Origin of the sequence: Streptomyces sp. NPDC048514 (assembly GCF_043199955.1) — a bacterium.
Lineage (GTDB): Bacteria > Actinomycetota > Actinomycetes > Streptomycetales > Streptomycetaceae > Streptomyces.
Window position 1 is genome coordinate 560,502 of record NZ_JBICWT010000001.1, and the last position, 12,082, is coordinate 572,583.

Annotated in this window: 12 protein-coding genes; 11 read left to right on the plus strand and 1 reads right to left on the minus strand. The window is 75.1% G+C overall.

The genetic code is table 11. From position 1 onward, the window contains the following. Positions 1 to 38 precede the first annotated feature (38 nt). The 9 genes from ACGFT2_RS02420 to ACGFT2_RS02460 all read left to right on the plus strand — a co-directional run bounded on the left by ACGFT2_RS02420 (position 39) and on the right by ACGFT2_RS02460 (position 9,683). A complete protein-coding gene (locus ACGFT2_RS02420) occupies positions 39 to 545 on the plus strand; it encodes an HAD-IIIA family hydrolase (protein ID WP_393272652.1) in 507 nt (168 codons plus the stop codon). Continuing rightward, positions 542 to 1,552, plus strand: coding sequence for a glycosyltransferase family 9 protein (locus ACGFT2_RS02425; protein WP_393272653.1), 1,011 nt, complete (start codon positions 542 to 544; stop codon positions 1,550 to 1,552). The genes ACGFT2_RS02420 and ACGFT2_RS02425 overlap by 4 nt, the downstream gene beginning before the upstream one ends. Next, the gene (locus ACGFT2_RS02430; RefSeq protein ID WP_393272655.1) at positions 1,549 to 2,511 is read left to right on the plus strand and encodes a glycosyltransferase; all 963 of its coding nucleotides are present in this window, start codon (positions 1,549 to 1,551) and stop codon (positions 2,509 to 2,511) included. The genes ACGFT2_RS02425 and ACGFT2_RS02430 overlap by 4 nt, the downstream gene beginning before the upstream one ends. Next, complete coding sequence (locus ACGFT2_RS02435) at positions 2,508 to 3,740, plus strand: glycosyltransferase (protein ID WP_393272657.1); 1,233 nt, start codon at positions 2,508 to 2,510, stop codon at positions 3,738 to 3,740. Before ACGFT2_RS02430 ends, ACGFT2_RS02435 begins: the two co-directional genes overlap by 4 nt. A 287-nt stretch (positions 3,741 to 4,027) precedes the next feature. Continuing rightward, a complete protein-coding gene (locus ACGFT2_RS02440; protein WP_393272659.1) occupies positions 4,028 to 4,726 on the plus strand; it encodes an SIS domain-containing protein in 699 nt (232 codons plus the stop codon). Then, positions 4,723 to 6,375: a PfkB family carbohydrate kinase gene (locus ACGFT2_RS02445; RefSeq protein WP_393272661.1), complete on the plus strand. Its 1,653-nt coding sequence runs from the start codon at positions 4,723 to 4,725 to the stop codon at positions 6,373 to 6,375. Before ACGFT2_RS02440 ends, ACGFT2_RS02445 begins: the two co-directional genes overlap by 4 nt. Beyond that, positions 6,372 to 7,406: a glycosyltransferase family 9 protein gene (locus ACGFT2_RS02450; protein WP_393272663.1), complete on the plus strand. Its 1,035-nt coding sequence runs from the start codon at positions 6,372 to 6,374 to the stop codon at positions 7,404 to 7,406. The genes ACGFT2_RS02445 and ACGFT2_RS02450 overlap by 4 nt, the downstream gene beginning before the upstream one ends. Positions 7,407 to 7,610: 204 nt before the next feature. Further along, on the plus strand, positions 7,611 to 8,861 hold the full coding sequence (locus tag ACGFT2_RS02455) for an ANTAR domain-containing protein (RefSeq protein WP_393272665.1): 1,251 nt from the start codon (positions 7,611 to 7,613) through the stop codon (positions 8,859 to 8,861). A 333-nt stretch (positions 8,862 to 9,194) separates the two neighbouring features. Next, complete coding sequence (locus ACGFT2_RS02460) at positions 9,195 to 9,683, plus strand: RpiB/LacA/LacB family sugar-phosphate isomerase (protein ID WP_393272667.1); 489 nt, start codon at positions 9,195 to 9,197, stop codon at positions 9,681 to 9,683. 93 nt (positions 9,684 to 9,776) lie between these two features. On the opposite strand, the gene ACGFT2_RS02465 is transcribed toward ACGFT2_RS02460, so the two are convergent. Then, complete coding sequence (locus tag ACGFT2_RS02465; RefSeq protein WP_393272669.1) at positions 9,777 to 10,142, minus strand: DUF6479 family protein; 366 nt, start codon at positions 10,140 to 10,142, stop codon at positions 9,777 to 9,779. 256 nt (positions 10,143 to 10,398) lie between these two features. Here ACGFT2_RS02465 and ACGFT2_RS02470 point away from each other — a divergent pair, with 256 nt between their 5' ends. Both ACGFT2_RS02470 and ACGFT2_RS02475 read left to right on the plus strand, forming a co-directional pair. Next, positions 10,399 to 10,779, plus strand: coding sequence for a ferredoxin (locus ACGFT2_RS02470; protein ID WP_393272671.1), 381 nt, complete (start codon positions 10,399 to 10,401; stop codon positions 10,777 to 10,779). Between the two features lie 121 nt (positions 10,780 to 10,900). After that, a complete protein-coding gene (locus ACGFT2_RS02475; protein WP_393272673.1) occupies positions 10,901 to 12,079 on the plus strand; it encodes an acyl-CoA dehydrogenase family protein in 1,179 nt (392 codons plus the stop codon). Positions 12,080 to 12,082: the final 3 nt, after the last annotated feature.

Below are 12,082 nucleotides of genomic sequence, written 5' to 3' on the forward strand. Positions count from 1 at the left end.
GCGTCCGGGCCGTCCTGTTCGATCGCGACGGCACCCTCGTGGCAGACGTGCCCCACAACGGCGACCCCGGCCGGGTCCGGTTGCTGCCGGGTGCCGCTCGGGCCGTGGAGCTGGTCCGCTCCCGCGGCCTCGCCACCGGTGTGGTCAGCAACCAGTCCGGTATCGGGCGCGGGCTGCTCACCGCCGGGCAGGTGCGCCGCGTCAACGAGCGTGCCGACGAACTGCTCGGCGGGCTCGACGTCTGGGAGTTCTGCCCGCACGCCCCGGACGCCGGCTGCGCGTGCCGCAAACCCCGGCCCGGCCTGATCCTGCGGGCCGCCGCACGGCTGGGCGTCGACCCCGCCGAGTGCGTGGTGGTCGGCGACATCGCGGCCGACGTCCTGGCCGCCGGGGCGGCGGGCGCCCGGGGGATGCTGGTCCCGAACGCGGCCACGGCGGCCGACGAGGTGAAACGTTTCGCCTCTCGGTGCGCCCCCGACCTCCTCACAGCGGTCCGCGGGGCTCTGCAGGACCCGGCGGCCACCATGGGGGCGCGATCGTCATGAAATCCCTCGTCGTCCGTCTCGACGGCTTCGGGGACGTGCTGCTCGCCGGCCCCGCCGTACGCGCCGTCGCAGCCCGCTCCTCGCGTGTCACCCTGCTCTGCGGCCCCCGCGGCGCCGACGCCGCCGGGCTGCTGCCCGGCGTCGACGAGGTGCTGGTGTGGGAGGCGCCCTGGGAGGGCTTCGCACCACCGCCGGTGGATCCGGCCGACATCGGCGCCCTGATCGCGCGGCTGCGGGCCGGCGCCTTCGAAACGGCCCTGATCCTCACGTCGTTCCACCAGAGCCCGCTGCCGGCCGCGCTGCTGCTGCGGCTCGCCGGCATCGGCCGGATCGGGGCCGACAGCGCCGACCACCCAGGGCGGCTGCTGGACGTGCGCCACCGGCGGCTCCCGGGCCGCCACGAGACCGAGGCGGCCCTCGACACCGCCGCCGCCATGGGCTTCGCGTCACCGCCCGGCGACGACGGCCGGCTGCGGGTACTGCCGCCCCCGGACACCAGCGGCCTGACCGGCGACGGCCCCTACGTCGTGCTGCACCCGGGCGCCAGCGCCCCCGCCCGCGCCTGGAGCCCGCACCGGTGCGCTGAGGCCGTCGCGCTGCTCGCCGACGCCGGGCACCGGGTGGTCGTCACCGGCGGCCCGGACGAGACGGACCTGACCCGGCGGGTCGGCGGGGGCCTCGCCCTGGACCTCGGCGGCCGCACGACCGCGCACACCCTCGCCGGGGTGCTCCGCACGGCGGACGTGGTCGTCAGCGCCAACACCGGACCCGCGCACCTCGCCGCCGCGGTCGGCACCCCCGTTGTGTCCCTGTTCGCGCCGGTGGTCCCGGCCGACCGCTGGGCACCGTACGGCGTCCCCGTCATCCTGCTCGGCGACCCATCGGCGCCGTGCGCGGACACCCGGGCCCTGACCTGCCCGGTGCCCGGCCACCCCTGCCTGGACGAGGTCACCGGGCAGGACGTGGCACGCGCGGTGCACAAGCTCATACAGGAGCGACACTCATGAACATCCTCGTCTGGCACGTGCACGGTTCGTGGCTCACCGCCTTCGTGCAGGGGCCGCACACCTACCTGATCCCGGTCATCGAGGACCGCGGACCCGACGGCCTGGGCCGGGCCGTGACCTGGGACTGGCCCGCGAACGTCCGCGAACTGACCCCGGCACGACTGCGCCGCTGCGACATCGACCTGATCGTGCTGCAGCGCCCGCACGAACTCGAACTGGCCCTGCGCTGGACCGGCCGCCGCCCCGGCGTGGACGTGCCCGTCGTCTACGTCGAGCACAACAGCCCCGACACCTCACCCGAGCGGCAGGTCCACCCGCTGTCCGACCAGCCCGGGATCCCGATCGTCCACGTCACCCACTTCAACCGGCTCATGTGGGACAACGGCCGGGCCCCGACCGAGGTCGTGGAACACGGCGTCATCGATCCCGGCCGGCTGTGGAGCGGCACCGAACGGCGCGCGGCGGTCGTGGTCAACGACCCCGTGCGCAGGGGCCGTACGACCGGCACCGACCTGCTGCCCCGCTTCGCGCGGTCCGCGCCCCTGGACGTCTTCGGCATGCGCACCGAAGGCCTCGCCGCCCACCTCGGCCTGCCACCCGACCGCTGCCGCACCCGGGACCTGCCCCAGCACGAACTGCACCGGGAGATGGCCCGCTGCCGGGTCTACCTGCACCCGGTGCGCTGGACCTCGCTCGGCCTGTCCCTGCTGGAGGCCATGTTCCTGGGCATGCCCGTGGTCGCCCTGGACACCACCGAGGTCCGCGAGGCCGTACCCGAGGGCGCCGGTGTGGTCTCCAACCGCCTCGACGTGCTGGAGGAGGCCGTACGCGCGTTCCTCGCCGAACCGGAGCGCGCACGCCTGACGGGCGAGGCGGCCCGGGCCGCGGCACAGGCCCGCTACGGAGAACGGCGCTTCCTGGACGACTGGGAGCGCCTGATCAAGGAGGTCACGCGATGAGCCGTATCCCGCACACGGCCCGGCGCGTCGCCATGGTCTCCGAGCACGCCAGCCCGCTGGCCGCGCTCGGCGGACCGGACGCGGGCGGCCAGAACGTGTACGTGGCACAGGTCGCCCGGCAGCTCGCCGGGAAGGGACACCGGGTCACCGTGTACACCCGGCGGGACTCGGCGGGGCTGCCGGACCGGATGACGCTGATCGACGGCGTACACGTGGTGCACGTGCCCGCCGGGCCGCCCGCACCCGTCCCCAAGGACGAACTCCTGCCACACATGGCCGAGTTCGGCTCCTTCCTGGCCCGGCAGTGGGCGGCGGACCCACCCGACGTGGTGCACGCCCACTACTGGATGTCCGGCCTGGCCGCCCTGGCCGGCGCCCGGGGCCCCGGCATCCCCGTCGTGCAGACCTATCACGCACTCGGCACCGTCAAGCGGCGCTACCAGGGTGCCGCCGACACCAGTCCGGCCGAGCGGCTCGCGATCGAGGAGGCCATCGGTCACGAGTGCACCCGGATCATCGCCACCTGCAGCGACGAGGTGGCCGAACTGAAGGCCATGGGACTGCCGGAGGACCGGATCGACGTCGTACCCTGCGGCGTCGACCCCGACGGGTTCGCCCCCGCCGCCGCGGTCCGGCCGCCCGGTGCCCGCAGACGGCTGCTGGCCGTCGGACGGCTCGTGCCCCGCAAGGGCTTCGACCGCGCCATCCGCGCCCTGGCCGACGTACCGGACGCCGAACTCCTCATCGCCGGCGGCCCCGAGTCCGACCTGCTCGGCGCCGACCCGGAGGCGGCACGCCTGCACGGCATCGCCGGCGAGTACGGCGTCCGGGACCGCGTCACCCTGCTCGGCGGGGTCGGCCGGGCCCGGATGCCCCGGCTGATGTCCAGCGCCGACCTCGTCCTGTCCCTGCCCCGCTACGAACCCTTCGGCATCGTCCCGCTGGAGGCCATGGCGTGTGCCACCCCGGTCGTCGCCACCGCGGTGGGCGGCCAGCTCGACTCGGTCGTGGACGGCGGCACGGGTGTCCTCGTCCCGGCCGACGACGACCACGACCTCGGCGCCGTCGTCCGCTCCCTGCTCGCCGACCCGGACCGGCTCGCCCGTTACGGCGCGGCCGGCCGCGAACGCGTGCTCGCCCACTACACCTGGGACCGCGTCGCCGACGGGGTGGCCGGGACGTACCGCGCCGTGTCCTCGAACCGCTCGCTCTCGGAGGTCGTCCGATGAAGCCTGTCCAGGGCACGAGGTCCGTCCACGGCAAGAATTCCGTCGATGGTACGAAGCCTGTCGGCGGTACGGAGTCCGGCAGCGGTACGAAGCCTGTCGGCGGTACGGAGTCCGGCAGCGGTAGGAAGCCTGTCGGCGGTACGGAGTCCGGCAGCGGTAGGAAGCCTGTCGACGGTACGGAGTCCGGCAGCGGTACGAAGCCTGTCGGCGATACGGGATCCGTCAGCGGCACGGAGTCCCGCGACGCTACGAAGTCCGTCGTCGGCACCACTCACTGCGACGACCTGATGAAGGCTCTGGAGACGTTCCGCGACTGCGGGCCGCTCATCGAGCGCTGGGGCACCGAACTCGCCCGGCGGCTCGGCGACGGCTCCCGGCTGCTCGTCGCGGGCAACGGCGGCAGTGCCGCGCAGGCACAGCACCTGACGGCCGAACTCGTCGGGCGCTACCAGGACGACCGGCCGCCGTTCTCCGCCGTCGCCCTGCACGCCGACACCTCGACCACCACCGCGATCGCCAACGACTACGGCGTCCAGGAGGTGTTCGCCCGACAGACCGCCGCCCACGGCCGCCCCGGGGACATCCTCATGCTGCTGTCCACCAGCGGCGCGAGCGCCAACCTGCTGTGCGCAGCCGAACGCGCCCACCGCCTCGGCATGACGGTGTGGGGGCTGACGGGACGAGGCCCCAACCCCTTGCAGCTCGGTTCGGACGAAGCGGTGTGCGTGGACGCCCGCGGCTCCGCCACCGTGCAGGAACTGCACCTGGTCGCGGTGCACATGCTCTGCGAGGCCTTCGACCGGGCGGTCGAGCGGGGCGAGGCCGGGCGGCCCGGCGCTGCCGGCGCCGACGGCAGGACGAGCGCCGACCGTGGAACGAGCGCCGACGGCAGACCGAGTGTCGTCGGCCGGCTCGTCGGCCGTGCCCGTACCGTCGGGCGGGCCGCGCCCGACGCGCCCGTGGCCCACCGGAAGGGACCCGCATGAGTGCCTCGCGCACCCCCCTGGTCGTCGTGGGCGACGCTCTGCTCGACCACGATCTGTGCGGCCGTGCCGAGCGGCTCGCCCCGGACGCGCCGGTGCCGGTGGTGCACGGCACCCGGCGCAGCTCCCGCCCGGGCGGCGCGGCCCTCGCCGCCTGCCTCGCGGCCTGCGACGGCCGCCCGGTCACCCTCGTCACCGCACTCGGCGACGACCCGGCCAGCCACACCGTGCGCGAGCTGCTGGCCGGCCGCGTCACCCTGGTGGAGGTGCCCCTGGACGGCACCCTCAGCAGCAAGACCCGCGTCCTCGCCGGGGACCGGCCGCTGCTGCGCCTGGACGACGGCGAGGGCCGCGCCCGCGAGGCGACCGAGGCCGCGGAGACCGCCGTGACCGGGGCCGACGGCATCCTGGTCGCCGACTACGGTCGCGGCACCGCCGACGTCCTCAGAGCGGCCCTGGCCACCGCCGCCGTCCGGGCGCCCGTCGTCTGGGACCCCCACGTACGGGGCCGGCCCCCGGTGGCCGGCGTCCGGCTGGCCACGCCCTCGGCGCAGGAGGCCCGCACCTTCGCCCGGCAACTGGCCGGCGGCCGGCACCATGACGAGCAGGCGGTGCTGCGCGTCGCGGCCGGGGCCCGCGAAGAGCAGGCCGAGGCCCGGGACTCCGGAGGGGCCGGGCCGCGTACTGCCGCCCGGGACCCGAGAGGGGCCGGGCTGGCCGGGCTGCCCCGTGCGGACGGGGACCCCGACGAGCACGCCGGGCTGCCCACCGCTGCCCGCGACGCCGGTGCACTCGTCGGGGCCTGGCGGGCCCGGGCCGTCGCCGTCACCCTGGGCGAGCGCGGCGCGCTGCTCTCCCACGGTGAGATCCCGCTGCTCGTGCCGGCCCCGGCCGCCGTGACGGGCGACCCCTGCGGAGCGGGGGACCGGTTCGCCGCGACCGCGGCCGGGCTGCTCGCCGACGGCGGCTTCACCGAGGCCGCCGTCCGGGCCGCCGTGCACGCGGCCACCCGCTATGTGGCCGAGGGCGGCGCCCGCACGATCACCGCGCACGAGCCGCCGTCGACCGACCAGCCGTCGCCCGTGCAGCCGTCGGTCGAGGCAGGGGCCCCGGCCGACGGCGACACCACCGCGGACGTCGTGCGCCCCGGTGCGGACGACGTGCACACCGCCACGTACGACGCCGTGCGCACCGCCGCCCGGGTCCGGGCCGCCGGCGGTACCGTCGTCGCCGCGGGCGGCTGCTTCGACCTGCTGCACGCCGGGCACGTCGCCCTGCTCCAGGCCGCCCGCCGGGCCGGCGACTGCCTGATCGTCTGCGTCAACTCCGACGACTCGGTGCGCCGGGGCAAGGGCGCCGGCCGCCCCCTCGTCCCGGTCGCCGACCGGGTCCGGGTGCTGCGCGCCCTGGAGTGCGTGGACGCGGTCGCCGTCTTCGAGGAGGACACACCCGAACGCATCCTCGGCGCACTCCGCCCGCACATCTGGGCCAAGGGCGGCGACTACGCACGCACCCGCCTGCCCGAACAGCCCCTGGTGGAGAGCTGGGGCGGACAGGTCCTGCTGCTGCCCTACCTGGACGGCCGTTCCACCACCGGCCTCGCCCGCCGTGCGGCCCGGTCGCCGGCCCCGACAGCAGGGGGCGCGAGATGACCGCCGAGCCCGCCCCGCACGCCCCGGATGCTCCGCACCACCCTCGTGCCCCGCACACCCCGGCCGTGCTGGTGCTGCGCGCGCTGGGGCTCGGTGATCTTCTGGCCGGCGTGCCCGCGCTGCGCGGTGTGCGGCGGGGCTTCCCGGGCCACCGGATCGTCCTGGCGCAGCCACCGGCCCTGACCGGACTCGCGCTGTCCACCGGTGCGGTCGACGCCGTCTTCCCGGCCGAGGCGCCGGGACGGGCGGTGCCGTCCCTCGCGCACTGGGCCGGGCCGCCGCCCGAGGTCGCGATCGACCTGCACGGCAACGGTCCCGAGAGCCGCGACGCGCTCGCCGCCCTGCACCCGGGCCGGCTGCTCGCCCACGCCTGCCCCGACGGGCCACCGTGGCGCGGCCATGTCCACGAACGGGACCGCTGGTGCGCCTTCCTGGCGGAATACGGCATCCCGGCCGACCCCCTGGACCTGCGGCTGCCCCACCCCGGCACGCCGTCGCCGGCACCCGGTGCGGTGCTCGTGCACCCGGGAGCGGCCTCGGGCTCGCGCCGCTGGCCGGAGGAGCGGTTCGCCGCCGTCGTACGGTGCCTGCGCGCCGCCGGACACCATGTGGTCCTCACCGGTGGCCCCGGTGAGGACGCCCTGGTGCGCTCGGTCGCCGAGCGCAGCGGGCAGCCGGCACACGACGTGCTGAGCGGCACCCTGTCCTTCGGGGAACTGTCCGCGCTGGTGGCCGAGGCATCCCTGGTGCTCAGCGGCGACACCGGCCTCGCGCATCTCGCGGTCGCCCACGGCACGCGCTCCGTCACCCTGTTCGGTCCCGTCTCGCCCCGCCTGTGGGGGCCGCCGCCCGGCCCGGACCACCTGGCCCTGTGGAGGCCCGGCCCGCCCGGCGACCCGCACGGCCGCACCCCCGACGCCCGCCTCCTGCGCATCCGCACCGGCGAGGTCGCAGCCGGCTGCCTCATGCTGCTCCGCACGGTCCGGGGCCGGCCGCGGCAGGTCGGGCCGGCGGCGGCACACGTCCATTGAGCGGGTCACGCTCACCCGCACGGCGGTACGCCGGCCGAGTCGCCCGCGGATGCGCGGGCCGAACCCGGGTGGACGTACCGGGCAGACAGGGGCACCGGTGCGGTCGCCGGTGCGGTTGAGCGCCGGACACCTGACGTGCATGGTGGTGCAAGGTCAGGAAGAGGCCGATCGAAGTCGTCTGCGATGTCCTGTCTGGGTGATGCCATGAAAGCCCCTGCCGACCGTCCCGGCGCACCGGCCCCCCTGGTCATCGAGTCCTCCGTGGTCGAGGGACTGCCCGCCGAGGGCGCCCTCCTCCTGCGCATGTCCGGCAGCCTCGCCGCACACGGCGTCGAGGCGTGGTCCACCGAGCTGCACGGGCACCTGCAACAGGCCGACCGCGCCGGACTGCGACCCGTCCTCGACCTGGCCCACGTACAGCTGGGCGGCGCAGCCGTGCTGCGCACGCTCAGCGAGACGGCCCGGGCGCGGGCCGGGCGTCCGGACCTGATCATCGTGCGGGCCAGGCCCGGGTTGCGGGAGGCGGTCCACCTCGCCCGCCTGGACGGGGTCCGGCTCTACGCCACCCTCGACGAGGCGGTGCGGGAGCTGGCCGGCAGCGCGACGCGGGTGGCGGAGCTGCCGGCCTGGCGGTCGCAGATGGCCGATCCGCTGCGGCCGTCGTACGAGGATCTCCACAAGGAGGTCCGCGCCCTTCGTGCCCGGATGCGCACCGCGCCGGTGATCGGGATGGCGCAGGGAACGCTGATGGTCCGCTACGGCCTGCCGGACTCGGGCAGCGCCTTCCGGGTGCTGCGTGAGGCCTCGCAGCGGTTCAACGTGCCGTTGCGCGTGCTCGTCTCGGCCGTCGTGGTGGCCCGGCCCCCGGACGGCGAGACGTGGTTCCCCGGCCGCCGCTGTCTGCCGGTGCCCCGGCTGCGGCACCTGGGTAGGGGTGGCCGGGACCCACGCTGTCGCCGGCAGATGGTCGACGCCGTGCTGCGCGAGGCGCTGGCCGTGGGGCGGGCGCCGGCCGGGTACGTGCGGTTCGTCGATCCCGCCGTCAACGCGCTGACGCTGGAGACGCACCACGGCTGCGCCGAGACGTTCCTAGACCACCTCGTGCGCGGCCGGGACGAAGGCACGGCCGACGCGGTGGCCCGATCGCGGGCACGACGGCTGAGCGTGCCGGACGTGGCCACCGAGGTGGTGCTCTCCGACGAGTGCCGACGTACCCTGGTGACCACCGGCACGCGCGCCTTGCAGAGCATCCCCGTGCTGAACTCGGCCGGCTCCTGCACCGGCGTGACCACCCTGCTGTGGCCCGACGCAGGCCACCGGCCGACCGCCGCCCAGGCCGAAGCCCTCGGTGAACTGGCCGCCGACACCTCGGCATGGCTCAGCTGGTACCACCGCTCGGTGCTGCTCGACGCCCTCGAACACGTCCACCGGGCCCTGAGCCACCGCACCGCCTGAACCGGCGCCCCGGGCGCGAGCCGCCGCACCGCCTGAACCGGCTCCCCGGGCGCGAGCCGCCGCACCGCCTGAACCGGCCTCCCGGGCGCGAGCCGCCGCATCGCCTGAACCGGCCCCAGGGCGCCGACTCGCCCCGTCGCCTGAACCGGCCCACCGGCAGACGTGCGTCACCCAGCACCGGCTTCGGAACGCGGACCCCCACGCGGCCCCACACATCACGCAGGCCCCACACATCACGCAGGGTCGAACGCCCCCCGCGACGGACGCCCGCGGTGCCGGCCGGGCCGTCGTGTTCCGCGTCTGCCACCGTGCGCCGGGCACTACCCTCCGGATATGCGTATCTCCGTCTCCTCCGACATGGACGAGCCCGCCGCCCGCCTCCTCGTGGCCGAGCTGAGGAAGCGCGGCCACGAGGTCCGCGCGCACGGCGCGCTGCGGCCCGGAGCCGACGCACAGTGGGCGGCGTGCTCCGAGGCGGCCGCCCGGGACGTCGCCGAGGGCCTCGCCGAGCAGGCGGTGGTGTGCTGCTGGACCGGTACCGGCGCGTCCATCGCGGCGAACAAGGTGTCCGGCGTACGCGCCGCTCTGTGCACGGACGCCGCCACGGCGGACGGCGCCCGCCGCTGGAACGACGCCAACGTGCTCGCGCTCAGCCTGCGGCTGACCTCGGAACCGGTGCTCAAGGAGATCCTCGACGCCTGGTTCGCCGCCGAACCGAGCCAGGAGGTGGAGGACAGGCAGAACGTGGCCCACGTCGGCCGCCTGGACGCCGTCCGGAACGATTCCCAGGGGCGCACCCGGCGGTCCCGCGCGGGCCGGTGACACAGCGAGCGGGAGAGGCGCGACGGGAGGGCGGGGACAGGCGGGACGGGAGAGCGGGGACAGGAGCGGCGGAGGGGCGGGAGCGGCGGGAACTCAGTGGGCGCCGAGTCCGCCGCCGCCGAACGAGCCGCTGGAGCCGCGGCTCCAGCGCGGACGGTCCCCGGACTCGCTCGGCCTGGAGTCCATGTTGCTCAGCTCGTACGGGGTGAGCGGGCGACCGCCCTCGGGGGTCCGCGGAACCTCCGCGGATTCCCGGTTCTCCCGGATCTCGTGCACGGCCCCCTCCGGTGGCAGGTGTGGCTGCTCATCGGGCCGTGGGCGGGCGGACTCGCGGTACTTGTTGCGGGAGTTCATCCAGAAGCCGCCGGCGAGCAGCGCGAGGACGGCCATGGCCACGACGAACAACACAAGGCTCATCAGGCCGCTCGCTGCGGCCAGCTGCGTCGATGCGGTAGTCATAGAACAGGTCTACCCGTCCCATAGGTGGGTGAACCGGACACTATGGGTGGCCGGACGTCGACCGACGGCCATCAGGCAGCCGCAGCCGCAGCGGCAGCGGCAGCGGCAGCCGCAGTCGTAGCCGTAATCGCAGACGGGCTGGCGAGCGCCCCGCCGTGCGGGCGGGTGTGCTCCCGTCCACCCTCGTCGGCGCCTCCCGCCGCCATTCCCGTCCGCGGTGGTGTTTGCGGCCTTCCGCCCCGGCTACCCGGACGGCGTGACACCGTCGACTTCACCGCAGCAGCTCTACCGGTTCCTCGAGGACCGCTTCACCTGTGCCCAGGCGTGCACGGAGTGCGCCCGGGTCTGCGCGGTCCGAGCGAGCCTCGTCGACCCGGACGGCACCGAGCGCCAGGAGCGCGTGCGCCGGCTGGGCATCATGTGCGCCGAGGTGTGCGACTCCACCTGCCGGGTGCTGTGCGAGGAGAACCAGCAGGACGAGGACGGCATCCGGGTCAGGCTCGAATGGTGCCGCTCGGTCTGCCTCGAGTGCGCCCACGCCTTCGACGCCTGCCCCGGCGCCGAGCCGGCGGCGGGGACGTGCCGGGCCTGCGCCGAGGCGTGCTCGCGCTTCCTGGAGAGCCTCCGCCGACCGTAGGCGCGAAACCCCTCGCGTTCTCCCGGCGCCCCGATTCGCCGGAGACACGCCATTCCCAATTTCTGAAACACGTTCTACGGTGTGCGCCGTCAGGACCGCCCTTCGGGACCCTGGAGGCGCCGTGCACCTCGATCACACGCCCGAGCAGTTGCGGCTGCGCGCGGACCTGCGCGCCTACTTCGCCCGGCTGGTGCCGGACAACGCCTACGCCCGGTACGCCGACCCGGCGGCCCGCAAGCGGTTCTACCGCGACACCATCCGCAGACTGGGCGCGGACGGCTGGCTCGGCGTCGGCTGGCCCGAGGAGTACGGCGGGCGTGGCATGACGGCGATGGAACAGTTCATCTTCTTCGACGAGGCGGCGCAGGCCGGCGTACCGCTGCCCCTGATGGCCCTGAACACGGTCGGTCCGACGCTGATGCGGTTCGGTACGCCCGAGCAGAAGGCGTACTTCCTGCCGCGCATCCTCTCCGGTGAGATCGACTTCGCGATCGGTTACAGCGAGCCCGGTGCCGGCACCGACCTGGCCGCCCTCCGGACCCGGGCCGTACGCGACGGCGACGAGTACGTCGTCGACGGGCAGAAGATCTGGACCACCAACGGCGACACCGCGGACTGGGTGTGGCTGGCCGTGCGCACGGACCCCGAGGCGCCACCGCACAAGGGCATCACCATGCTGCTGGTGCCGACCTCCGAACCCGGCTACTCCTGCACGGTCATCAACACCCTCGCCTCGCACGACACCACCGCGAGCTACTACGAGAACATCCGCGTCCCCGTCTCCCGCCGTGTCGGTGAGGAGAACCAGGGCTGGCGGCTGATCACCAATCAGCTCAACCACGAGCGGGTCACCCTCGCCGCGCACGGCACCATGGCCGTCCGCGCCCTGCACGACGTACAGCGCTGGACGCGGGAGACCAAGCTCGCCGACGGCCGCCGGGTGGCCGACCTGCCCTGGGTGCGCCGGCTGCTGGCCCGCACCCACACCCGGCTCGAGGCGATGAAGCTCCTCAACTGGCAGATGGTCTCGGCCGTCCAGGACGGCACGCTCACCCCGCAGGACGCCTCCGCCGTCAAGGTCTACGGCTCCGAGGCCCGCCGGGACGCCTACGCCTGGCTCATGGAGATCGCCGCCGCGGCCGGCCCCCTCAAGGAGGGTTCCGCGGGCGCGGTGCTGCACGGCGAACTGGAGCGCGGCTATCGCTCGGCGGTCATCTTCACCTTCGGCGGCGGCAACAACGAGATCCAGCGAGAGATCATCTCGTGGATCGGTCTGGGGATGCCGAGGGTACGGCGCTAGCCT

Excerpts from the sequence above, each read along its gene's own strand:
- ACGFT2_RS02425 (WP_393272653.1), top strand. The coding sequence starts at position 542 with ATGAAATCCCTCGTCGTCCGTCTCGACGGCTTCGGGGACGTGCTGCTC.
- ACGFT2_RS02430 (WP_393272655.1), top strand. The coding sequence starts at position 1,549 with ATGAACATCCTCGTCTGGCACGTGCACGGTTCGTGGCTCACCGCCTTC.
- ACGFT2_RS02435 (WP_393272657.1), top strand. The coding sequence starts at position 2,508 with ATGAGCCGTATCCCGCACACGGCCCGGCGCGTCGCCATGGTCTCCGAG.
- ACGFT2_RS02440 (WP_393272659.1), top strand. The coding sequence starts at position 4,028 with ATGAAGGCTCTGGAGACGTTCCGCGACTGCGGGCCGCTCATCGAGCGC.
- ACGFT2_RS02445 (WP_393272661.1), top strand. The coding sequence starts at position 4,723 with ATGAGTGCCTCGCGCACCCCCCTGGTCGTCGTGGGCGACGCTCTGCTC.
- ACGFT2_RS02450 (WP_393272663.1), top strand. The coding sequence starts at position 6,372 with ATGACCGCCGAGCCCGCCCCGCACGCCCCGGATGCTCCGCACCACCCT.
- ACGFT2_RS02455 (WP_393272665.1), top strand. The coding sequence starts at position 7,611 with ATGAAAGCCCCTGCCGACCGTCCCGGCGCACCGGCCCCCCTGGTCATC.
- ACGFT2_RS02460 (WP_393272667.1), top strand. The coding sequence starts at position 9,195 with ATGCGTATCTCCGTCTCCTCCGACATGGACGAGCCCGCCGCCCGCCTC.
- ACGFT2_RS02465 (WP_393272669.1), bottom strand. The coding sequence starts at position 10,142 with ATGACTACCGCATCGACGCAGCTGGCCGCAGCGAGCGGCCTGATGAGC.